The following is a 20,521-nucleotide window of genomic DNA, read 5'->3' as shown; positions in this document are numbered from 1 at the left end:
AATCCGGCGGGCGATGTAAAGGGCTTTCCCCCAAAGAGGTGGTCTGCTGCCCCAAATGAGGCAGTTTAGTCTTTCCCTAATCATTGAAGATTATGCGCTTGTGTCATGGACATGGCATCGCATCCCCTGCCCAGCGGCACCCGTGCCTATGGCCCAGCCCAGCGCGCGCGCTGGACCGCATTGGCGGCGGAGGCGGCGGAGGCCAACGCCTTTTACGCTCCGGACATGCTGTGCGCCGCGCTGGACCATCTGGCGGGGACGCCGGGCGTGCGCATCATCGAGGCGCAGGCGGGAGGGGAACTGATCGGATTGTTGCCGGTGACGGTGGCTGCCCGCCACGGTCGCCTGCCGCTTTCCTGCGTCACCAACTGGATGCACGAGCATTGTTTCTTTGGCGCGCCGCTGATCCGGCGGGGTGCGGAGATGGCGGCTTGGCGCGGGTTGCTCGCGCAGTTGGATAACGCACATTGGGCGGCGGGATTCCTGTACCTTCGGGGGCTGGACGCAGCGGGGGCCAACGCCGCCGCGCTGGAGGCTCTGTGCGTCGAGCAGCGGCGTGGGCGGCGCGAAGTGCATCGCTATGATCGCGCCATGCTGCGGTCCGATCTGGATGCAGACGCCTATTGGGAAACTCACGTGCGCGCGAAGAAGCGCAAGGAGATCAGGCGCCTGCAGAAACGGCTGGCCGAGCTTGGCGCGGTGGAGCAGCGTTTGTTGGTGGACAGGGCCGAACTGCCGCACTGGTGCGCCGATTTCCTGGCGCTGGAGGCTTCGGGATGGAAGGGGCGCGAAGGGTCGGCGCTTGCATGCTCACCACGCGACGCAGCCTTTTTCCGGGCGGCCTGCGCGGCAGCGTTCGACTCGGGGCTGCTGCATTTCCTGCGCATCGACCTTGATGGACGGCCGATCGCGATGCTGGCGAATTTCCGTCACGGCGACGGCGCCTTTTCCTTCAAGATCGCCTTTGACGAGGAAATGGGCCGCTTTTCGCCCGGCGTGCTGATCGAGCTGGCGAACCTGCATGCGGTGCAGGGCGATCCGGCGATCGGGTGGATGGACAGCTGCGCCGCGCCCGACCATCCGATGATCGACAGCCTGTGGGCCGAGCGGCGGACGATCGTGCAATATCGCGTGGCGCTGCATGGCCGTGGCGTCGGCCGGATCGGACGCGCGGCGGCCTTCGCGATCGCCAATGGCATAGAGGCGATCGCGACCCATATGAAAGGACAGGGATGACCGCTCACTCAGCCATCAGCGCGCAGATTTTCGATGAGGACGCGCAGCGGATATTCGCGGGAGCCTATCCCGACGTGCCGGTGAAGCTGCATCATGGGCTTGCCGGGCATCCGCTGCTGGCGATCGAGGCGCTGGCGGGGCTTGCCGACCGGATGCCGGCGGCGTCGGTCGAATATAATCTGGGCAAGCTGCCGCTGGGCGTCCGGCCGGAGGATACGCCTGCCAATGGGCTCAGCCTGGGCGAGACGATCCGGACGATCGAAAGCAATGGCAGCTGGGCGGTCTTGAAGAATGTCGAGCGGGACGCGGCCTATGGCGCTCTGCTGGACGCGGCGCTCGCGGAGCTCGCGCCGATCGTGGATGCGCGGACGGGGGCGATGCTGAACCGTGAAGCCTTCATATTCCTGTCATCGCCGGACAGCGTGACGCCGTTCCACATGGACCCGGAGCATAATATCCTGCTCCAGATCATGGGCGAGAAGGTCATGACCGTCTTTCCAGCGGGGGACGAGGAGTTGGTGCCTGCGGTGCAGAGCGAGGCTTTTCATGCGGGCGGGCATCGCAACCTCCATTGGCAGGAGCATTTTCGCGAGCGGGGGACGGCGGTGAGGCTGCTACCCGGCGACGCGATCCATGTGCCGGTGAAGGCGCCCCATTTCGTGGAAAATGGCGCGGGCGTCTCGGTCAGCCTGTCGGTGACCTGGCGATCGGAACGCAGCGTTGCCGAAAGCGAGTTGCATGGGCTGAACGCGCTGCTGCGGCGGCGGGGACTGCCGATCGGGCGGATTGGAGCGCAGCCCGAGCGGCAGGGCGCGCGGCGGATCGCCTATCGGATCATGCGGAAGCTGGGCGTTTAAGCAACCGGCGGAGCAGCCCTTCGGCTTCAAGGGCAGGTGAGAAGCGTTCCAATATCCACCATTCCAGCGCCTCTTCGCAGGTGGCGAGGCTTTGCTTGTAACGGTCCTTGCCTGCGAGGAGCGAATAGAGGCTGAGGCCCTTGCCCGCATAATGGGCGACGGCGGCGGAGTGGCAGAGCAGGCCAGGCTTGTCCTTGGCCGTGCGCGGGGCGGCAAAGCCGGACTGATAATTCATCGCCTGGCCGCGATGGATGAAATTGACGAGCAGGCCGACGGTGCCGCCTTCGTCCCTGAAGCGGAGCAGTTCGACCTCGCCGGTTAAAATGCCCTTTTGCGTGAGGGTCAGGAGGAAGCGGCAGAAGGCTGGGTCGGCCCAGGCATTGTCCGCGTGGCGGCCTTCGTTCAAGGCGCGCATGTCATCCAGCCATGTGGCGGCTTCGTCCGGGGTGGCGGCGGCTACGATGGGCAAGCCGCCATGATCCTTCATCGCGCGGCGAATCTGGCTGCGGGTGTTGGCGCTGAGGAGCGAGAGATAGTCGCTATTCGCGGCGCGGACGGCGGCGAGATCAATCTGGTAGACGGGCGAACTGTCGACGCGGGTGGCGCGGCGAATGGGCAGGCCGAGCAAGGGTGAGCCGGGGGCAATGCCGCTGAGGCGAAGGGCGCGCCAGTCGGTGCGGCGCTGGAGAGCGGCGTGGAAGGCTTGGGCGGACTGCGTCTCCGCACCGCGCCGAGCGAGCAGGCCATTATATTCGACATAGGGCCGATCGGCGGCCGGATCGCCCGACTGGTTAAGAGAGAGGGTGGCGCAGCGGCCGAGCAGGCGCGGCTGCAGTGCATGGCCGGAGAGTGCGAGCGCGATGTCCCTGCCCCCCTCATCGGTGACGCACAGCAGGTCGGGGCGGACGTCATAGCTTTCGAGCCAGCTGCCGGTCCAGGTCCAGCCGAGGAAGAAGGAGGCGTCCGATGCCGCCTCAAGCGCCTGCCAGCGGGGAGCGAGCGCGGCGAGATCGGGCAAGGGGGAGAAGTGGGCGGAAAGAGCCATCGCCGCCCTTGTGACAGAGCTGCAAGGGCGGTCAAGTCAATGGCGCGGAGAGACGCCTAGAAGGGTGAGGCGCTTGGCCGGGTCGATCGATCCATCCGGGCGCACGCCTGCATGGGCGAGATCACGGCGCATGCGTCCTGTGAGAAAGCGGAACCACATGCGGAAATCGGCGCGCAGGGACCAGAGCGGATGGCGAAAGGTGGCGGGCCGGTTGCGCTCGATCAGGGCATGCGCCGCCCAGGCGAAGCCGTAGCCCGCAACAGGCAGTGCTGGAAACAGCCACCAGCGGCCGGTCAGCGGCATGGCGGCCAGCAGCAGGATGACGGCGCTTGTCCCCGCATAATGCAAGGCTCGCGTCCCAGGACGCGCATGTTCCTGAAGATAATATGGCCAGAACTCGCTGAACAGTGCGATGTTGCTCATGCCAGGTCCCTTTCAGGGCTGCACAGCTAAAGACAGGCTTGCTCCAAGTTAAGCGGGATGCGTCAGGCCGTGTACGATTCAGGGGCAAAGAGGAAATAGTCGTAAGCGGCACGGGCCACTTCAGCCATGATGCGGTCGCGTACGGCATGGCCGCGATGATCCTTCATGACGAAGACGGAGATGGCGATCGGGCGGCCATCGGGCAGGGTGATGATGCCCGTGTCATTGCCCAGGCCATTGAGCGTGCCCGTCTTGTGCGCGACCGGCGTGCCGGGCGGGAGCATGCCGACGAGGCGCGCCTTGCCCGTCTTGCAACGCGCCATGATGCCGAGCAGCATGGCCGTGCTGTCCCTCTTCAACGCCTTCCCATGCTGGATGGTCGAGAGGAGGTCATTCATTGCGCGGGGCGTCGACGTATCGCGCGGATCGGCGGCGAAGGCGATGTTGGGCATGTCCATCGCGTCGCGCGCCCGCGCCGAAATGGGAGTTTCGGCCTCATCCCCTGCCCCGCCTGCTCCCACCTTCGCGCGGGCGAGAAGTTGGGCGGTGTTGCTGTCCACGCGCTGGCCACGAATGCCGAGCGACTGGAGCCAGCCATTCACCGCCTGCGGCCCGCCCGCGCGGGCGACGAGCGCATCGGTCGCTTCATTGTCGCTGCGGGTGAGCATCAGGTCGAGCAAGGCCGTGACCGGCATCGCCGTGCCGAACCGTGGCAGCTTCTCATCGAAGCGCAGCATGCCCGCATCGGCGAGCGACAAGATCTTCCCCGCCACCGCGACCTTGTAGGTGCTGGCCATCGGGAAAAGCGTGTCGCCGTTCAGTTCCAGCGTCTCTCCGCTACGCAGATCGCGCACGGCTATGCCGACGGTGCCGTCGCTGAGGCTTGCGAAACGGGAGAACTCGCCGAGCAGGCGCGATTGCGCCGTTTGATGCACCACATTGGGCTGAGGACCGAAGGCGTCCGCCGTTGGCAGGGGCGCGAGAAACAGGCCCAGGCCCGCCATGATGGCGGTGGTAAAGGAAAGGCGCGGCATGATTGCCCTTTCCCTCATTTGCGGACGCGGAGCAAGACTGCCGTGCGGTTGACAGGCTGTCGCCGGGCAGGTCATCAGTCGGGCATGACCACAACGATCAAGCTCGACGAAAGCTGGCGCGCGCCGCTGCGCGAGGAGTTCGACCGCCCCTATATGCAGGCGCTGAAAACATTCCTGGAAGAGGAGAAGCGGCAGGGGAAGCGCATCTTTCCCAAAGGCAGCGAATATTTCCGTGCGCTCGACCTGACGCCGCTCGGCAATGTGAAGGCGGTCATATTGGGGCAGGACCCCTATCATGGCGAAGGACAGGCGCATGGGCTATGCTTCAGCGTGCAGCCCGGGGTGCGGACACCGCCGTCGCTGGTCAATATCTACAAGGAGCTTAAGAGCGACCTTGGCATCGATCCGCCGCGCCATGGGTTCCTGGAGCATTGGGCGCGGCAGGGCGTGCTGCTGCTGAACAGCGTGTTGTCGGTCGAAATGGGCCGCGCCGCGTCACATCAGAAGCGCGGTTGGGAGGAATTTACCGATGCCATCATCCGGCTGGTCAATGGCCAGGAGGAACCGGTCGTGTTCCTGCTGTGGGGCGCCTATGCGCAGCGCAAGGCGGCCTTTGTGGATCAGACGCGGCATCTGGTTTTGAAGGCGGCGCATCCTTCGCCGCTGTCGGCGCATAATGGGTTTTTGGGGTGCCGCCATTTTTCGCAGGCTAACGCGTTCCTGGAAGCGAAGGGGCGTGGGGGGATTGATTGGGCTTTGCCGGAATGTGGGGTTTGATCGGGCGCGATTTGTTGTCATGCCAGCGAAGGCTGGCATCTGTGGCGATGGCGTTCGGTCTAGCGGCCTGAGATCCCAGCTTTCGCTGGGATGACGGGATGAGATGGGCACTTTTAGCCCTTGCCCGTTTACGGGAGAGGGAGGGGCCCGCCGCGACAGCGGTGGGAGGGTCAATGTTGGGTGGCCGCCCTCATCCAATTTCGCCTAGCCAGCGAGCTGGCAAGGCTGCGCCTCCTTCTCACGCCAGCGGGAGAAGGAGGCTGGCATTCATTACCGCTTCTGGGCGAACCAGATGACGTGGCGGGGGCCTTTGCCGTTGTCGCGGGCTTTGACCGCTACCTCATCGACCAGAAAGCCCGCGTCACGCAGGCGGCGGGTGAAGGCCGCGTCGGGGGCGGCGGACCAGATGGCAAGGATTCCGCCCGGCTTCAGCGCGGCCTTGGCGGTGGCAAGGCCAGCGGAGGAATAGAGCCGGTCGTTGGCGGGAGCGGTAAGGCCGTCGGGGCCGTTGTCCACGTCAAGGAGGATCGCGTCATAGGCTTGTCGGCTCACTGCGATCTCTGCCGCGACATCGCCCTCGATCAGGGTAACGCGCGGGTCATCGAGGCAACCGGCCGCCAGTTCGGCCATCGGACCTCGCGCCCAGGCGATGATCTTGGGCACCAGTTCGACGACCGTGGCGCGCCCGTCCTGCCCCATACCCGCCAGCGCTGCGCGCAGGGTGAAGCCCATGCCGTAGCCGCCGATCAGCAGATGCGGCGCCTTTCGCCCCCTCAGCCGCTCAAGCGACATGACGGCAAGCGCTTTTTCCGAACCGCTCATGCGGCTGCTCATCAGCTCGTTCCGGTCGAGCACGATCATGTGATCGCTGCCCCGCCGATAGAGCTTCAATTCCTGTCCGCCCGGCACGGCGGCGGTGTCGATGAGTATGCGAGGGGTCACTGGCAGGTCCTTATATGGGCGCCCCGCATGGCAGCTTGCTCTACGCGACGCAAATCTTCAAGGCTGGCGCAAGTGACGCCCTGCCCCTATGTCGCGGGCAGCCCCCTCCCCTCCTCTTCCAGCAGGCAGTCCGTTCGTCCATGCGCTATTTCCTCGATACTGAGTTCAACGGATTTGCAGGCGCGCTGATCAGCGTGGCGCTGGTGCCGGAATTTGGCGACGATGAATTTTACGTCTCGCTGCCCTTGGATGAGGAGCCGCATGGCTGGGTCCAGCGCAACGTCATCCCCTATCTGCGCCACGTTCCTCCGGGTATCGACATGGAATTGAGCCGCGTCGAGGCGGCGCATCATCTGGCGGATTATCTGGCGGGCGATTCCGACCCGGTGATCGTCGCCGACTGGCCGGAGGACCTGGCCCATTTCTGCGCGCTGCTGGTGACTGGGCCGGGGCAGATGGTCGACATGAACGGGTTGCAGTTGCAACTGGTCAACGCAGCGGGATTCAGCGCGGCGGCAAATAGCAGGATTCCGCATAATGCGCTGCATGATGCGCGGGCTTTGCGGGATTTCTGTTTGGGGAATTGAGGGAGTGAGATGTTCCCTCTCGCCTTCAGAGGAGAGGGGAGCAAGGGTTGCCTGTTTACGGTCCCCTCTCCCGCCGTCGCTTCGCTCGGCACCCTCTCCCCTGAAGGAGAGAGGGGATGGCATTCTCGCCTTTGCTTCGCTTGGCACCTCCGCCAGAGTCACATGCCTCTGGCCGACCCCTGAAGGGAAAAGGGGATAAACAATTCTCGTCATCCCAGCGGAAGCTGGGATCTCGTGAGGTTGGGCCACGCATATGGCATGAGATGCCAGCTTTCGCTGGCACGACGCCCCCCAAAACGGATCGAGGCCCGGTCCTGCTTGCGCAGGCCGAGCCTCATTCCCTCTCCAAACCGATGGACGGATCAGCCGTCGTAGTCGCCGCCGACATTCTGGTTGCGCGGCGGGGCTGCGGCCGTGAGGCGCAGGGCCTCTGCCGACTGAGCGATCGATCCGATTTCGTCCGGTGTGTCGTCGTCGTCGATCTGCACCTTCTGCAGCGAACCGACGAGCGAGTCATGCAGATCCGCCGGGAGAACGGTTTCTTCAGCGATCTCGCGCAGGGCGACGACCGGGTTTTTATCGCGGTCGCGGTCAAGCGTCAGTTCGGCGCCACCGGAAATTTCACGGGCGCGCTGCGCCGCAAGCAGGACAAGGTCAAAACGGTTGGTAACCTTGTCGACGCAATCTTCGACGGTAACGCGGGCCAAACGGGCGCTCCTGGCAAAAGGATGGAAATTATGAGGTCCGCGCCTATCAGCGGGCGGGGGAGGAGTCAATGAAAAGCCCATAAATCCATGGCGCGTCACGGCAATTGGGGGCATGAACGGGATATGGCGACGAACCGGCAGCCCCCAGAAAAGAGCGGCGAAGCCGGAATCAACCTTTCGATCCGGGGCCATCGGCTGGGCGTGATAGAGAATGGGCCCGCCTTGCGCGAGGCCCTGATCACCCTGATCGATGGCGCGCGGGAAAGCCTGAAGCTCTATTATTATATCTTCGCCGACGACCAGAGCGGGCGGATGGTGCTGGACCGGCTGATCGCTGCTCGAGGACGGGGCGTCGCGGTGACGCTGATGATCGACGCGTTCGGATCGGCCGACACGCCCGCCGCCTTCTTTGACCCCCTGATCAGCGCAGGAGGTCGGTTTGGCCGATTCGGGGCGCGCCGTTCGACCCGCTATCTGATCCGCAACCATCAGAAGATGACCATCGCGGACGACCGGCGGCTGCTGCTGGGTGGCTTCAACGTGGAGGATGCCTATTTCGGATTGCCGGAGGATGATGCCTGGGTGGACCTGGGCCTTCTGATCGACGGACCTCAGGTCGCGGCGATGACCAACTGGTATGGGCAATTGTGGCGTTGGGTATCGACCAGGCATCAGCGTTTCCGGACATTGCGGCGAATGGTGCGCCATTGGCACCCGCCGCTTCACCATGGCGCCGATGAGCCGATGCGATGGCTGATCGGCGGGCCGACGCGGCGGCTGAGCCCCTGGGCGCAGGTGGTGAAGCATGACCTGGAACATGCCCGGCGGGTGGACATGGTGGCCGCCTACTTCTCGCCCGGACGGGGCATGCTGAAGCGCATCGCGCGCGCGGCGCGGCAAGAGGGCGCGCGGCTGATCCTGCCGTCCCGGTCCGACAATGGGGCGACGGTGGCGGCGGCGCGGCTGCTGTACGGACCGCTGCTGCGACGCGGCGTTGAGATATGGGAATATCAGAAGTGCAAGCTGCACATGAAGCTGATCGTCATCGATGACGCCGTCTTCATCGGTTCAGCCAATTTCGACATGCGCAGCCTGTTCCTGAACCTGGAGATCATGCTGCGGATAGAGGACAAGGCGCTGGCTGATGAAGCAAGGGCGTTCATCAGCCGCCGGGCCGAGGAAAGTCGGCAGATCACGCTGGAGCGATACAAGGCCCAGCGCGGCCTGCTGACACTGGTGAAGCAATGGATCAGCTATTTCCTGGTCGGGGTGCTGGATTACACCGTGACCCGGCGGCTGAACTTCCGCAATCCCGATGCGGACTGACCGGCGAGCCATCCGTCCGCCCCAGTCCCGATCACATGTGGATGGCATTGCGGAACATGATCAAGGCGATGATGACCAGATAGACGCCGAAGACGCGCTTCAATAGATGCGCGGGCAGGCTGTGCGCGGCCGCCACGCCCAGTGGCGCGGTGAGGATCGACATCGAAGCGATCGCCAGCGTCGCGGGCATGTTGACGAAGCCCAGCGATCCCCAGGGCAGGCCTGTTTCCTTAAGGCCGATCAGGGCGAAACCGATGGCGCTGGGAATGGCGATCAGCGTGCCGACGCCCGACGCCGTGGCGATCGCCCGGTGAATCGATCGGCCGCACAAGGTCATTACCATGATCGCGATCGTACCACCGCCAATGCCGAGCAAAGCCGAAAAAGTGCCAAGCCCGCCCGCTATCCCGACACGCGCGATGCCGGACGGCATGTCCTCGCTGATCACCTTGCCCCCGACCTTGGGCAGCAGGAAATTGAGCGACATGAGGAACACGCCCGACGCGAAGATCATCGTCAGCACCCGGCCGTCCACATGGCCCGCGAGCAACACTCCTACCCCATCGCCCAGGATGATCCACGGCGCCCAGGCGCGAAGCACTTCAAATTCCACCGCGCCGCGCTTGGCATGGGCCAGGAGAGAGCGGATCGAGGTCACGATGATTGTCGCGGCCGATGTGCCGATGGCAACATGGGCGATCGCCTCATGCGTGCCACCCAGCAACGGCAGCACAACGAATAGCGCTGGCACGACCACGAAGCCCCCGCCGATGCCGAAAATGCCCGCTGCGAAACCGGCGAACAGCCCCGCTCCCAGCATGGCGATCAAGGGCACGAGCCAGGTCATGAGATCGCCATGCATCACAGCGCCTCCCTGCTGCTGGAATGAAGCGCACGCGGCAGCAAGGCGGCAAAGCGGATAGGATGGACCATGACGTGAACCTGGGCCTCTCTTCGACGGATGTGTTTGTCTGGGGGCAGGCAACCAACTGCCCCCGACAAACAAGACGAACGAGACCGGGGAACCCGCAGGGGGTCCGGACAAGATTACAGGATGCGAGCCGACGTCAGCCCAGCGCTTCTTCCGCTGGGCTGAAGGGCAGGCCCAGCGCCTGGGCGACGGCCTGATAGGTCACCTTGCCGTCCCAGACATTGAGCCCCGCCAGAAGATGCGGATCGGACTGCAGCGCCTTCTTCCACCCAAGATCGGCGATCCGCAGGGCGTGCGGCAGGGTGACGTTATTGAGCGCATAGGTGCTGGTGCGCGCGACGGCGCCCGGCATGTTTGCGACGCAATAATGGACGACGCCATCGACCACATAGGTGGGCTCCGCATGCGTGGTGGGGTGGCTGGTTTCGAAACAGCCGCCCTGATCGATCGCAACGTCCACCAGTACGGAGCCCTTCTTCATGCTCTTGAGCATGTCGGCGCTGACCAGCTTGGGCGCGGCGGCTCCGGGGATCAGCACGGCGCCGATGACAAGGTCAGCCTCCGCCACGCATTCGGCGAGATTGGCCCGGTTGGAAAAGCGCGTCTTCGCTCGCGCTTCGAAGTAGATGCCCAGCCGTTCGAGCACTTCGGGGCTGCGGTCCAGGATGGTGACGTCCGCGCCAAGGCCCGCCGCCATCTGTGCTGCATTGAAGCCGACGACCCCGCCGCCGATGACGCAGACCTTGGCCGGAAGCACGCCTGGGACGCCGCCCAGCAGCACGCCCCGTCCGCCATTCGCCTTTTCCAGCGCTGTCGCGCCTGCCTGAATGGACATGCGTCCGGCAACCTGGCTCATGGGCTTGAGCAACGGCAGGCCGCCGCTTGCGTCGGTGACGGTTTCATAGGCGATGCAGACCGCGCCCGACGCCATGAGGTCGCGCGTCTGGTCCGGGTCGGGCGCGAGGTGGAGATAGGTATAGAGTATCTGGCCGGGGCGCAGCATGGCGCGTTCCTCAGGCTGCGGCTCCTTCACTTTCACGATCATTTCGGCGGCTTCGAACACCTCGGCTGCGCTTGACACGATCTCGCCGCCTGCGCCGGCGTACAGCGCATCATGCGCGCCGATCCCCTCCCCCGCACCGCTTTCCACCAGCACGCGATGACCATGGGCTGCCAGTTCATGCACGCTCTCTGGCGTCAGGCCGACGCGATATTCGTGATTCTTGATTTCCTTTACCGTGCCTACGATCATGTTCAGCCTTTCCGCCCCAAGCAATCACGCCGAGGACATGGCATCGCCCGACATGCGGCGATTGTTCCGAAAATGCGCTGCCGACCCTGACAATCTATCCGCGAAAGCCCGTTGGAAGGCAACCATCGCGGGGCGTCTTGGCAGGGCGGACGATATTGCAAAGGAAAGTCCCACCACCCCTTGCCACCCGCCGCGCGCCGCGATAGGGAGCCGCCTTCCAGTGCATGCGGAGCGGTGGCCGAGTGGTCGAAGGCGCTCGCCTGGAAAGTGAGTATACGTCAAAAGCGTATCGAGGGTTCGAATCCCTCCCGCTCCGCCACCTAGTCTCAACTTATTGCAAACGTTAGGGAATTTGCCGGAGAGCGGCGCAAATTCGCGCGCGTTCAGTCTAGTTCGGTACTGCAGAGAGGCAGATGCGAACCGAAGATACGGAAATCGGCCCTACTTTCTCTGCTGCTATCCCGGGCACTACCGAATGCATGCACCGTATATCGCTGCTAGCTGAAAAAAATACCGCGCCTCCGCGAGAGTGATTTTCCCCGGACTTCCTGCGTATATTGATGAAATCATGTGACAATTTCAGCTACACGGCAGAAAGAACGCTTTGACATTAACAGGTCATAACAGGTGCAGATTTGTGTCCAAATCAACGAAAATGGTCGGTGGAACAGGCAGATATCACCTGTTCCACCGACGACTGAAATTCTGCGTTATCCCACGTAAGAAACCCCGCAGATCCGGGGCTTTCAGTCGATATTGATGCAGTTGGACTCTTCAGGGGACATTCCTACCGCCATCATCACCAGGTCAATGAAATCCTGGCACATTAGCCTCCGTCGGCATTGGGGAGACGCTAGCTCAATAAGTCGCGCTCTGAAGAGACTGACCGTTCTGCGCTTCCCGTCCGGACAAACCATCCTCACCGGCGTGCTGGCGAGTTCGAGAATGGCGCTACGGACATCCTTCTGTCCGCCAGGATTCGATTTGCCGACCTGCGGCACCTTCATTGCCGACCGTGCTCATCGAAGTAAGAGTTGTCCTGACCCTGCTCCGCCAGATATTGACGCTGCCGCTTCAGACGCTCTGACCTCGCCCAGACTGCCTGGCGCGTGAGGCTGATTGTATAAACCGCCGCGAGCCTGTTCTCGGCCTTACCTGTTGCCAGACGAAGCACTGCCGCCCGCAACAGTGTCACCACCTCTTCGCCGGCGGATGTACGGATAGTCGTGGTCATGTTCATGACGTCCAAAACCTCCTCCTCCAGATCCTCTGGTGTTTCTATCCGTCTGATCACGGTCTTGGGCCGGCCACGCCGATTGCCCGAGCTGCCCTTGGCGAACCGCCCGCCATGCGCCCGCTCAGTCATCAGCTGCACTCACAGCAAGGGCGGCGTCCGCCGCATCTTCCATCGTAGCGATGCGACGGGCAGAGACCTCGGTGAAGCTCTCGCCGGTAGCCTCAAGGACAGCAGGCTTCCTCGTCAGCGTCTGCCAACGGCGGATGGTCACCTCGCAATAGCCGGGCTCATATTCGATGAGCCTTCCATGACGCTTGGTCTTCTCTGCGGCAATGAGAGTGGAGCCGGACCCGCCGAACGGATCGAGCACGATCTCGCCCGGCTTTGACGTGTCCCTGATGGCATCCATGATCATGGGCACGGGCTTGACCGTCGGGTGCATCGCAAGCTCGGCATCTGGGCCGGACTTCGTGGGCCCGCGATAGTTCCAGATGTTGGTGCGATAGCGGCCGTTCTTGCCAAGCTCGACCGTATTGAGATGAGGGGCCGATCCCACCTTCCAGACGAACACCAGCTCATGCTGCGAGCGGTAGAAGCTGCCCATTCCGGCATTGTCCTTCGACCAGATGCAGATGTTCTTGAGTTCGGAATAGACCGCTGACCCCGCCTTCATCATCTCTTCGACGTGCCGCCAGTCCATGCACTGGTAATGGATGGCGCCGTCCATGCTGACATCCGCAGCATTCCGGAATGCCGTTTCGAGAAAGCCGGTGAACTCAGGCTTACTCATTTCCCCTGTGGCCATCGCGAACTCGGCATGCTTGGTCTTTCCAAGACCCCCTACATGGCCGTTGATCTTCACGTTGAACGGGGGATCGGAGAAAACGAGACGCGCCCGGGCGTCACCCATCAGCGTTGCAAAACTCTCCGGGCTGCGGCTGTCGCCGCAAAGCAGGCGGTGATTGCCGAGGATCCACACATCCCCCCGCTCCACTCCGCAGGTCTGCTTCTTATCCACCTCAGGCAGCTTCTCCAGCTTCTCCTCTTCCGGCGTGATCACCAGCAACTGGTCCATTTCGGTCGTGGAGAAGCCGGTGATCTCCAGATCGAAGCTGAGCTCGAGGGCATTGAGTTCCTCAAACTCGATTCGCAGCACCTCTGCATCCCAGCCGGCATTCTGGGCGATCCGGTTGTCCGCAAGAGCGTAGGTCCGCAGCTCGGCAGGATCGAGGTCGTGGATCGGAATGACGGGCACGTCCACCAAGCCCAGCAGCTTCGCGGCAGCATGGCGCCCATGGCCAGCGACGATCATGCCCTCGTCATTGACGATGATCGGGTTGGTGAAGCCGAACTGGCGAATCGATGAAGCGATCTGCTCGATCTGCTTTTCACTGTGTGTACGGGCGTTGCGTTTCGCGGGCCGGATCGCGGCGAGCGGACGCAGTTCCACCTTGAGGGAACGGATCAGTCCGTCCCCCCGGATATCAGCATTGTCATTCATGGGTATGTTCCTGGGTAAGGGTTATCCCTGCATCAGGTCTGACGCAGTCATTTGCGGCTTTTCATGTTCAGCAGTGCTTCGATAAGGGCAGCCTGCTCGGGCATCTTCTCGCGGGCAAGCTCGGTCACCTGCCGCAGGGCCGCTTCCCGGCTGAGGATCATCAGGCCTTCTGGCAATGCCCTGCAGTAGACCGTCTCGCCTGCGGCAAGGCCGTAGCGCTGCATCACTTCGTCCGGCAGCTCGATGCCACCGCCCGGTCCCACCTGAGCAACGATGACTTCAGCATCGGCGCCCGACGTTGGGGATTCCGCACCCGAAGGCGCTGCCTTCTCGATCAGGCCGGCGCGCAGCAGGACGTTGTAGACATGCTGATAGCGGATCCCGATGTAGCGACCTATGTCACCGGTGCTCACCCCTGCCGAGTACAGCGCGCGCACTTTCGCCGCCTTGCTGTCCAGGTCTCGGGTGAGATCATCCATTTCGTCGCTGGTCACGGTCACTGCTCCAGGTTGCTGTGAAGCGTATATCTCCGAGCGCAACCTCTTCGTCAACCTGATTTTGTTATCAGGTACTTACCAGTTCATATTACCATCATCAAGACGCTGAAAATACAAACATTTTTTCTTCTGAAGCGATAGCTTTAGCAATGCCACCACCGCGTCAAACCCGTTAATCGCCCGTCGGTATAGCACATTCCTTGAGCGACGTCCGGAGTGATTCGTCCAGTGGGACGGGTCGCAGACCCTCATTGGTAAACTGGCCTACGCGGTACATGCCCGTGCCCGGGAGACCCGTCTCGGGTGCAGCAGCCTTCGCACGAAACAGCAGACCTTGTCCGGCCAGCAGTTCAGCGAGCATCTCCTTCGCCCGGTCACCCTGGGCGAAGGTGCTCGTGGCAGTAGCGCTCATGATCATTCTGTTGGTGAGCGCCATGGCGTCAGCCATCGCCTTTGCCGCGACAGGATCCTGCGGGGTTCCTGCTGGCGCGGTTACCGCCGTGTCGACGGTGACCGGACCATCTTCAGGCCTCAGCTCACGAAATGGCCTGTCGTCCACCCGCCACAGGATCGTTCCGGTCGGCAGACGGAAGCGGCCGCCACTGCTGACGCCGACGAGCAGCCCATGGTCGGGATGCTCTTCGATCACCGGATAGAGAAAGCCGGTCCGCGAATAGCGGGACTTGCCGAAATAATCGAGTGCAGTGACGACGCAGCGGGTGGCGCCGGTCACCGGGTCGGTGGTGTGGGTCGCCTGCCAGGCCTGGGGCGCTCTGCCCTTCGCTACGGCCGGGCAAGCCATGGTGAGGGCGACAAGAGCAAGGGCACTGATACGGATCTTCATGACGCAAGGGCCTCCCGGAGCTGGCGGACAAGGGTATCGAGCAGCGCGCGTTGCGCGGCGTCAGGTTCATGCGGACTGGCAAGCCGCCAGCGGCGGTGCTCGAGGAACAGGGCTATCCAGAGGTCGCGCGGGCCTCCGGGCCAGCTGCCGGTCTGGATGGCAACGGACAGAACTTCGTCTGCAAAGATGGCTGGATCGCAGCCGCGCGCCTGTTCGAGCAGCGCGTAGCCGTCAATCAGGTGCGCAAGCTCGCCCGAGCTTTCCCAGTCGCTATTTTGTGGAATGGCGCCGATGCGCCCCTCACGCACCATGTGCAGCCAGGGCTCGCCGTCCGGCTCTGGCCGTTGCGCCATATGGGTCAGAAGGCTGGCGATCTCATGGTCCTCCCGGCCAAAGAGCCGGTCGACCAGCTCTTCAACGCTGCCCACCTTCTCGAAATCGCGGGCCTTGATAATCCGCTGATCGGGACGAAAGCCCCTGTCGCCGCGGCTGTGTTTTCCGATCCGGGCGCCGAGCGGCTTTATTCTCTCCCCCGGATCACTGCCGAAGAAACGCCAGGACACCGGTCGCAGGGTCAGCGGATCATAGGTCATCCAGATGATGCAGCCGGAAGGTTTTATCGCCAGCTCCACATGGGCGCCAATCTCGCGGGACCTGCCGCCCATGACCTGCGATTTGAGCTGAATGTGGCGCTGGACGCCATTTGCGTCGATTACGATGTCGTAGCCATTAAGGTCGCGGTCGCTTCGGAGCAGCTCGAACTTCCACCCCCGCAACAGCAGTTCGGAAGTGACCGCCGCGCAGAGATGATATTCCAGCGCGGTCTCGATCAGCGTTGAACGGCGAGAGAGCTGCGCATTTGTGGCAGCGTTGGAATTTGTGGCGGGCGTCAGCGGTCTTGCTCCTCATCATCGGGAGCGGCGCTGAAGCCCTGGCCTCGCTCGTCGCTCCTATGTCCTCTCGGGGCGACGGCCAGAAGCCGGATGTTGGAAACCTGTTCAGAGAGCAGGCGCATGCGCCTTTACCGTTGCCGGCTGGACATGCGCGCATGCCACCCGGCCCCGGAAAATCCGTGACCGAGTTCTCTGAAAGGGGTTTCCACGCCCCGCTTCCCGGCTTTCACGGGAAGCAGCGCCACATTGCTCGACCTGCGCGCACAGGCAAGTGGAATGTGCAAAAAGGAGGAGATGCGCGCCCGCCTGGCGCCGCCGTGCTGCGATCGGGGACAACACCGACGGCGTGGGGCGGCCAGTTGGCGCTTTTCTGCATCAGTATCCGGCTGATGTAGGCGCCCGCGATCAGCGCGCTCAGAGCATCGAATACGGTTGCGTCAGAATATGGAAGAGGCAACGATCATGCCGCTGGGGTGGAAGCATGATCAGGCTCTCCTCCTGGATGCAACTGAGCGTCCATTAACGGAAAGTGGTGGGACTTTCCGGAGCGTCCGCTTGAGAGAGGAGGACTGGAGAAAGGCGACATTCGCTGTTAGGGATCACTGGATTACAGGAGCGACCGAAATCGGGGCGAAGCTGTCGCTCGCAGCTTCAATAACGAAGGTCAGCTTTCAGCCGTAGCAAACACTTAGCCTACTCAATCTGTCTCGAGGAAGTCGATCAGCATTCCAGAGGTGTCGATAGCGTCCTTCGCAATCGGATTAGTCGGCCCGCGAGGTGCGTTTACAGAAACGGTAGCAGAGGCGCGTTGAAATCCGGCTTTCAGCAAGTCAGCCTCCAATTCCTTGGTAGCGGCTTCCGGGACCGCAAGAACGAGTAAATCACGGGCGCGCGTTGCCGCGACGTATCCAATTCGTCCCAGCTCCTCCTTCGTGCCGTCTAATAGCGCCCTGACATGCTTCTTGTCGGCAGCATACAAGACCGCTCCAATGCTCTCCCCTTTCACTTTGTGGACGGTGGTGACGCGAAAGCGTGGGACATGGACTGCAGCGAGATCGGGGGCAATGACGAGCGGACTATCCTTCAACGCCTTCTTTGCGAGGCGTTGCCCGACGGTGGGGCAAAATGTTAGTCCGAAATCCTGAGATAGCGCCTGCAAGAGCTGCTTGCATCGATCCAGCAGGAGCGGATGCCATTCGCTCAGCGCTTTCAATGACCCAGAGGGCAGCCCTGTGTCACTGTCCCGGACGAAATCCCAGATCAGGCGACGTATTCCTCGGTAATGTTCGTCCAACGGGCGCTTCATGTGCACGAGGCAATCGTGCTGGTCGTCCGTCAACAGGCCTGCAATAGCTACACAGCAGCTGTTATAGGCATCGCCCATCCGGCGCTGGCGCTCGCGCTGCAGCACCGCATTCGCGAAGGTCCGCACGACGCCTTGCCCCTGATCGCTATCCGCGCCGCTCCAGGTTTCCGACCAGTCTACCGATCGGCAGACGATGGCCGCATCCTTGGGATCAATTTTGGCACGGTCACACAAGCTGGCGAACGCAGCGATTGCCTTGTCCTCTTCACCTTTTTTGAACGTGATGAAATGAGGGCCGGAAAAGCCATCGGGTGCCTCGCGATGCGCGACGTCGTTCGTGCCAGCGAGAGCGTTGGCGACTTTGACAATTGCAGGAATAGACCGGTAGTTCACCGTCAAACGGCGCGCGGTGACCCCAGCCGTGCCGTGATAATCGTTCAGGAACTTTCCGTCGGCACCGCTGAAATCATAAATCCCCTGATTTACGTCACCGATCAGTGAGAGCTGACACCCCTTAGATGCCAGCAGCTCTAGGATCGCCTGATGCTCGGCGGAAATGTCCTGCGCTTCGTCAACCAAGATATGGGGGTAGCGCCTCGTAAAAGCGCGGAGGATATCGGGTTGCTCTCGGAGAGTCCGCAGCACCCAGTAACGACCGAGGTCGTGGGTGTAAGCGCCAGACTTGCCAAGCTTTTCGATCGACGCTTTGGCATTGGCAGGCGGCACGAATTTGCTGCCGCGTCCCACCTCAAACCGGAAGTCAGGCCCGTTCACCCGCGCTCGCAAATCCCGGATCGGATGGCTGATAGAGCCATCGTAGACCTTGAAGGAGCTGAGAAAGGCTTCCCCGCCCTCGACGAGGAAGGGCGTACGCGATGCATTCATCGTTCGGTGTCCGTGCGGTCTCAGCACATTGCATGTGATGAAGGCATCAACGGTATCGATTTCGACAGCCATCGATCTCCGATGCCCACCCACGGCGCGCATCAGATCGTGATAGCCCGCGCGGAACGTCTCGACGGCGACATTGGAGAAGGAAAGTAGCGCAATCAGGCCGTGCTCGTCGTCGAATGCTGACCGCATGGCTGCGAGGCGATGGATGGCCGTTAACGTCTTCCCGCTGCCAGCACACGCCGTAACCGCTAACGGTGCCAGTGGCAGTTCGACGACCTCGCGTTGCTCAGGCGAGAGGCCGTCAATCACGCGCACACGTGCTCCACTGCAAGGCGGATGTAGTCAGGCACGTCGAAGTCCGTCTCGTCATCTGCACACAGTTCAGCCAGCGCCTGCGCGAACCGCCCCTTCTGTACATTGCCAGAATCACGTTCGAACATCCCCTGAAATAGGCGCTTTGCCTTTGCTGCGTCACCGATTTCGACCGCTACCTCGGTTTCTAGATCAGCCCCGATTTGTGGATGAAGCTCCTTCAAGGCGTTGAGCATGACGGCGCGGTTTTTCGTGATGAGCCCAAGATCATATTCGAGCGTCTTCTGACCATGGAATATGCCCACATGGGCGTCCGCACTCTTCAGCATGAGCGTGGTATTGTCGGACACCGTGATCGCCTCGCCAGCTGCGGGGTAGTGGGCGACCAGCTTTCCGGCTGCATTAGCAATCTTGGGATCGGCATCCGTCAGGACGGCTACCGGTATCCGGATCGCGTTCGAGCCGAACAGCGGCAGGAAGGAATCGAAGTTTAGTCCCTCGACGCTTATTAGACTGACGCCATAGTCGCGCAGATCATATCCCAGCCGCTTGGCGAGAATGCTGACCATGAGAAGTTCGGCTGCCCCTTCGACAAATATGATCCGGCGCGCAAAGAAGAACTCCGCCCGGGTCACATCCAAATAACGTTTCAACTTCTCCCGCTTGCCCTTGAGAAATTTCACATCGCGGGGGTGGAAGCTCTCGATACCTTTTTCTGTTTCGACCATGCACACCACTGATCCCAGATCAGCGATGCTTGCGAAGTTTGGAGAGTGGCTCGTCACAAAGACCTGCACCGGCTTCTCGCCGGCGGCGCTCTCGATGCCCGAAAGATATTTGAGCAGGACCGCCTGCAGTTGCGGATGAAGGTGAGCCTCCGGCTCTTCGACTATCAGGCTTCGGAACGCAGCATCGGCATTCCGCGCAAGTTCGCTGAGTACGACCGCCATGAAGATGAGGTTATTGTAGCCAAGACCGTTCCGCTCGATCTCGAATGAGTTGACGAGCACGGAGAGCCGCGCAGCGAGCTTTGCGAAATCATTCCCCGACAGGTCGATGCTGAGTGCCTGATGCAGTTGATCCCCAAGCATAAGCTTGTGGCGGCCGGCAATCGCAGTCTGAGTCGCCATAATCGGCTTAAGCTCCTTAAGCTCCTTATCCACCTTGGAGAGATGCTCGCGAATATCCTCCTTCTCCTCTTCCTCTGTGAGTAGATGAAGGAGCCTGGCTAGTTGGCTGTTGCGACTGGGCCGAAGTCCGAACTCCGCGTCGCGCAGTGGTTGCAGGTAAACGCTGCGCAGATTGTCCAGCATCCCAGAACTGACGCTGAGGTCTTGGTGCTCCCCACACCATTTGCGCGATCGTAGCCGCCCGGACTTGTCTTGGTCGCCATAGCTTACACCCAACACAGCTTCGAACTTGCCAGCGGCATCGGGCAGCAGCGCATGAAGGAAATCTGCCTCCTCGTCACCGCTCAGATCGCGGAAGGTGAAGGTAAACGTGATTTCGCCGGAGGGTTCTGCGCCTTCCGGCACATGAATGTCATCACGGGTAAATCGGGGATAGGGATCGTCAGCCCCAGCCAGAAGCGATCGAAGCCCATCAACGACAGCAGACTTTCCGATGTTGTTTGGCCCGACGATGATGTTGAGCCCCGGCTGGAATTCGAGGGTAATTTCGGCGAGCCGCCGAAAATTAGAAATCCGCAATTTTGCCAGATACATCCATAGCTCCCCTTTGTGGCAAGATTTTTAGCGGCCATCCGCAGGCTACACCAGTGCTTCACGCATTCTTTCCCGGTATCATGCGAGAGGTACAAGCCATGCCCTATCTCCGCGTGACATGGGCAGACCCGCCAGCAATCGTCACTTTCGGCCAAGACGCGCAAGGCGCTCGGCGGAGAATGGTGCTCAAAGCTCC

Annotated in this window: 20 protein-coding genes and 1 tRNA gene; 7 read left to right on the top strand and 14 right to left on the bottom strand. The window is 62.1% G+C overall.

All coding sequences use genetic code 11. The features are described from left to right. Positions 1-105: 105 nt before the first annotated feature. A complete protein-coding gene (locus tag MU848_RS03915) occupies positions 106-1,236 on the top strand; it encodes a GNAT family N-acetyltransferase (protein ID WP_247230330.1) in 1,131 nt (376 codons plus the stop codon). Beyond that, on the top strand, positions 1,233-2,093 hold the full coding sequence (locus MU848_RS03910) for a cupin-like domain-containing protein (protein ID WP_247230329.1): 861 nt from the start codon (positions 1,233-1,235) through the stop codon (positions 2,091-2,093). Before MU848_RS03915 ends, MU848_RS03910 begins: the two co-directional genes overlap by 4 nt. Here MU848_RS03910 and MU848_RS03905 read toward each other — a convergent pair. The 3 genes from MU848_RS03905 to MU848_RS03895 form a co-directional block, all read right to left on the bottom strand. Continuing rightward, complete coding sequence (locus MU848_RS03905) at positions 2,071-3,138, bottom strand: GNAT family N-acetyltransferase (RefSeq protein ID WP_247230328.1); 1,068 nt, start codon at positions 3,136-3,138, stop codon at positions 2,071-2,073. The genes MU848_RS03910 and MU848_RS03905 overlap by 23 nt on opposite strands. Before the next feature lie 36 nt (positions 3,139-3,174). After that, on the bottom strand, positions 3,175-3,561 hold the full coding sequence (locus MU848_RS03900) for a DUF962 domain-containing protein (protein ID WP_247230326.1): 387 nt from the start codon (positions 3,559-3,561) through the stop codon (positions 3,175-3,177). Between the two features lie 62 nt (positions 3,562-3,623). Beyond that, complete coding sequence (locus MU848_RS03895) at positions 3,624-4,595, bottom strand: serine hydrolase (RefSeq protein ID WP_247230324.1); 972 nt, start codon at positions 4,593-4,595, stop codon at positions 3,624-3,626. 84 nt (positions 4,596-4,679) lie between these two features. Here MU848_RS03895 and ung point away from each other — a divergent pair, with 84 nt between their 5' ends. Beyond that, the gene (ung, locus tag MU848_RS03890; protein ID WP_247230322.1) at positions 4,680-5,372 is read left to right on the top strand and encodes a uracil-DNA glycosylase; all 693 of its coding nucleotides are present in this window, start codon (positions 4,680-4,682) and stop codon (positions 5,370-5,372) included. 270 nt (positions 5,373-5,642) lie between these two features. Here ung and MU848_RS03885 read toward each other — a convergent pair whose 3' ends face one another. After that, positions 5,643-6,314, bottom strand: coding sequence for a spermidine synthase (locus MU848_RS03885; protein ID WP_247230320.1), 672 nt, complete (start codon positions 6,312-6,314; stop codon positions 5,643-5,645). 140 nt (positions 6,315-6,454) lie between these two features. On the opposite strand from MU848_RS03885, the gene MU848_RS03880 reads away from it, so the two are divergent. Next, entirely contained in the window at positions 6,455-6,901 is a 447-nt protein-coding gene (locus MU848_RS03880) for a hypothetical protein (protein WP_097092304.1), read from the top strand. A 362-nt stretch (positions 6,902-7,263) separates the two neighbouring features. Here the strand turns inward: MU848_RS03880 and rpoZ are convergent, their stop codons facing one another. Next, a complete protein-coding gene (gene rpoZ / locus MU848_RS03875; RefSeq protein ID WP_066526813.1) occupies positions 7,264-7,608 on the bottom strand; it encodes a DNA-directed RNA polymerase subunit omega in 345 nt (114 codons plus the stop codon). An 87-nt stretch (positions 7,609-7,695) separates the two neighbouring features. Here rpoZ and MU848_RS03870 point away from each other — a divergent pair, with 87 nt between their 5' ends. After that, positions 7,696-8,934, top strand: coding sequence for a phospholipase D-like domain-containing protein (locus tag MU848_RS03870; protein WP_247230318.1), 1,239 nt, complete (start codon positions 7,696-7,698; stop codon positions 8,932-8,934). 31 nt (positions 8,935-8,965) lie between these two features. On the opposite strand, the gene MU848_RS03865 is transcribed toward MU848_RS03870, so the two are convergent. Further along, positions 8,966-9,796, bottom strand: coding sequence for a sulfite exporter TauE/SafE family protein (locus MU848_RS03865; protein WP_247230316.1), 831 nt, complete (start codon positions 9,794-9,796; stop codon positions 8,966-8,968). Positions 9,797-10,001: 205 nt separating this feature from the next. Continuing rightward, a complete protein-coding gene (ald, locus tag MU848_RS03860) occupies positions 10,002-11,117 on the bottom strand; it encodes an alanine dehydrogenase (RefSeq protein WP_247230314.1) in 1,116 nt (371 codons plus the stop codon). 228 nt (positions 11,118-11,345) lie between these two features. Here ald and MU848_RS03855 point away from each other — a divergent pair. Further along, positions 11,346-11,436: transfer RNA gene (locus MU848_RS03855), tRNA-Ser, on the top strand. A 684-nt stretch (positions 11,437-12,120) separates the two neighbouring features. Here MU848_RS03855 and MU848_RS03850 read toward each other — a convergent pair. The 5 genes from MU848_RS03850 to MU848_RS03830 form a co-directional block, all read right to left on the bottom strand. After that, positions 12,121-12,483, bottom strand: coding sequence for a DUF5681 domain-containing protein (locus tag MU848_RS03850; RefSeq protein ID WP_247230312.1), 363 nt, complete (start codon positions 12,481-12,483; stop codon positions 12,121-12,123). Continuing rightward, positions 12,476-13,855, bottom strand: coding sequence for a site-specific DNA-methyltransferase (locus tag MU848_RS03845; protein WP_247230311.1), 1,380 nt, complete (start codon positions 13,853-13,855; stop codon positions 12,476-12,478). The genes MU848_RS03850 and MU848_RS03845 overlap by 8 nt, the downstream gene beginning before the upstream one ends. A gap of 47 nt (positions 13,856-13,902) precedes the next feature. Next, on the bottom strand, positions 13,903-14,349 hold the full coding sequence (locus MU848_RS03840; RefSeq protein WP_247230309.1) for a hypothetical protein: 447 nt from the start codon (positions 14,347-14,349) through the stop codon (positions 13,903-13,905). Positions 14,350-14,524: 175 nt separating this feature from the next. Beyond that, positions 14,525-15,196, bottom strand: a complete 672-nt coding sequence (locus MU848_RS03835) for a hypothetical protein (protein WP_247230307.1) — start codon at positions 15,194-15,196, stop codon at positions 14,525-14,527. After that, positions 15,193-15,828 carry a hypothetical protein gene (locus MU848_RS03830; RefSeq protein WP_247230305.1) on the bottom strand — a complete coding sequence of 212 codons (636 nt, stop codon included), beginning with the start codon at positions 15,826-15,828 and terminating at the stop codon, positions 15,193-15,195. The genes MU848_RS03835 and MU848_RS03830 overlap by 4 nt, the downstream gene beginning before the upstream one ends. On the opposite strand from MU848_RS03830, the gene MU848_RS03825 reads away from it, so the two are divergent. Further along, complete coding sequence (locus tag MU848_RS03825; RefSeq protein ID WP_247230303.1) at positions 15,829-16,035, top strand: hypothetical protein; 207 nt, start codon at positions 15,829-15,831, stop codon at positions 16,033-16,035. A gap of 751 nt (positions 16,036-16,786) precedes the next feature. Here MU848_RS03825 and MU848_RS03820 read toward each other — a convergent pair. Together MU848_RS03820 and MU848_RS03815 are read right to left on the bottom strand one after the other, a co-directional pair. Continuing rightward, positions 16,787-18,598, bottom strand: coding sequence for a UvrD-helicase domain-containing protein (locus tag MU848_RS03820; RefSeq protein WP_247230301.1), 1,812 nt, complete (start codon positions 18,596-18,598; stop codon positions 16,787-16,789). Continuing rightward, the gene (locus MU848_RS03815; protein ID WP_247230299.1) at positions 18,595-20,325 is read right to left on the bottom strand and encodes an ATP-dependent nuclease; all 1,731 of its coding nucleotides are present in this window, start codon (positions 20,323-20,325) and stop codon (positions 18,595-18,597) included. The genes MU848_RS03820 and MU848_RS03815 overlap by 4 nt, the downstream gene beginning before the upstream one ends. Positions 20,326-20,521: the final 196 nt, after the last annotated feature.

The sequence above is a fragment of the Sphingobium agri genome, from assembly GCF_023051225.1.
Taxonomy (GTDB): Bacteria; Pseudomonadota; Alphaproteobacteria; order Sphingomonadales; family Sphingomonadaceae; genus Sphingobium; species Sphingobium agri.
The sequence above is the reverse complement of the archived record's forward strand: the minus strand, read 5'-3'. Positions and strand labels throughout refer to the sequence as shown.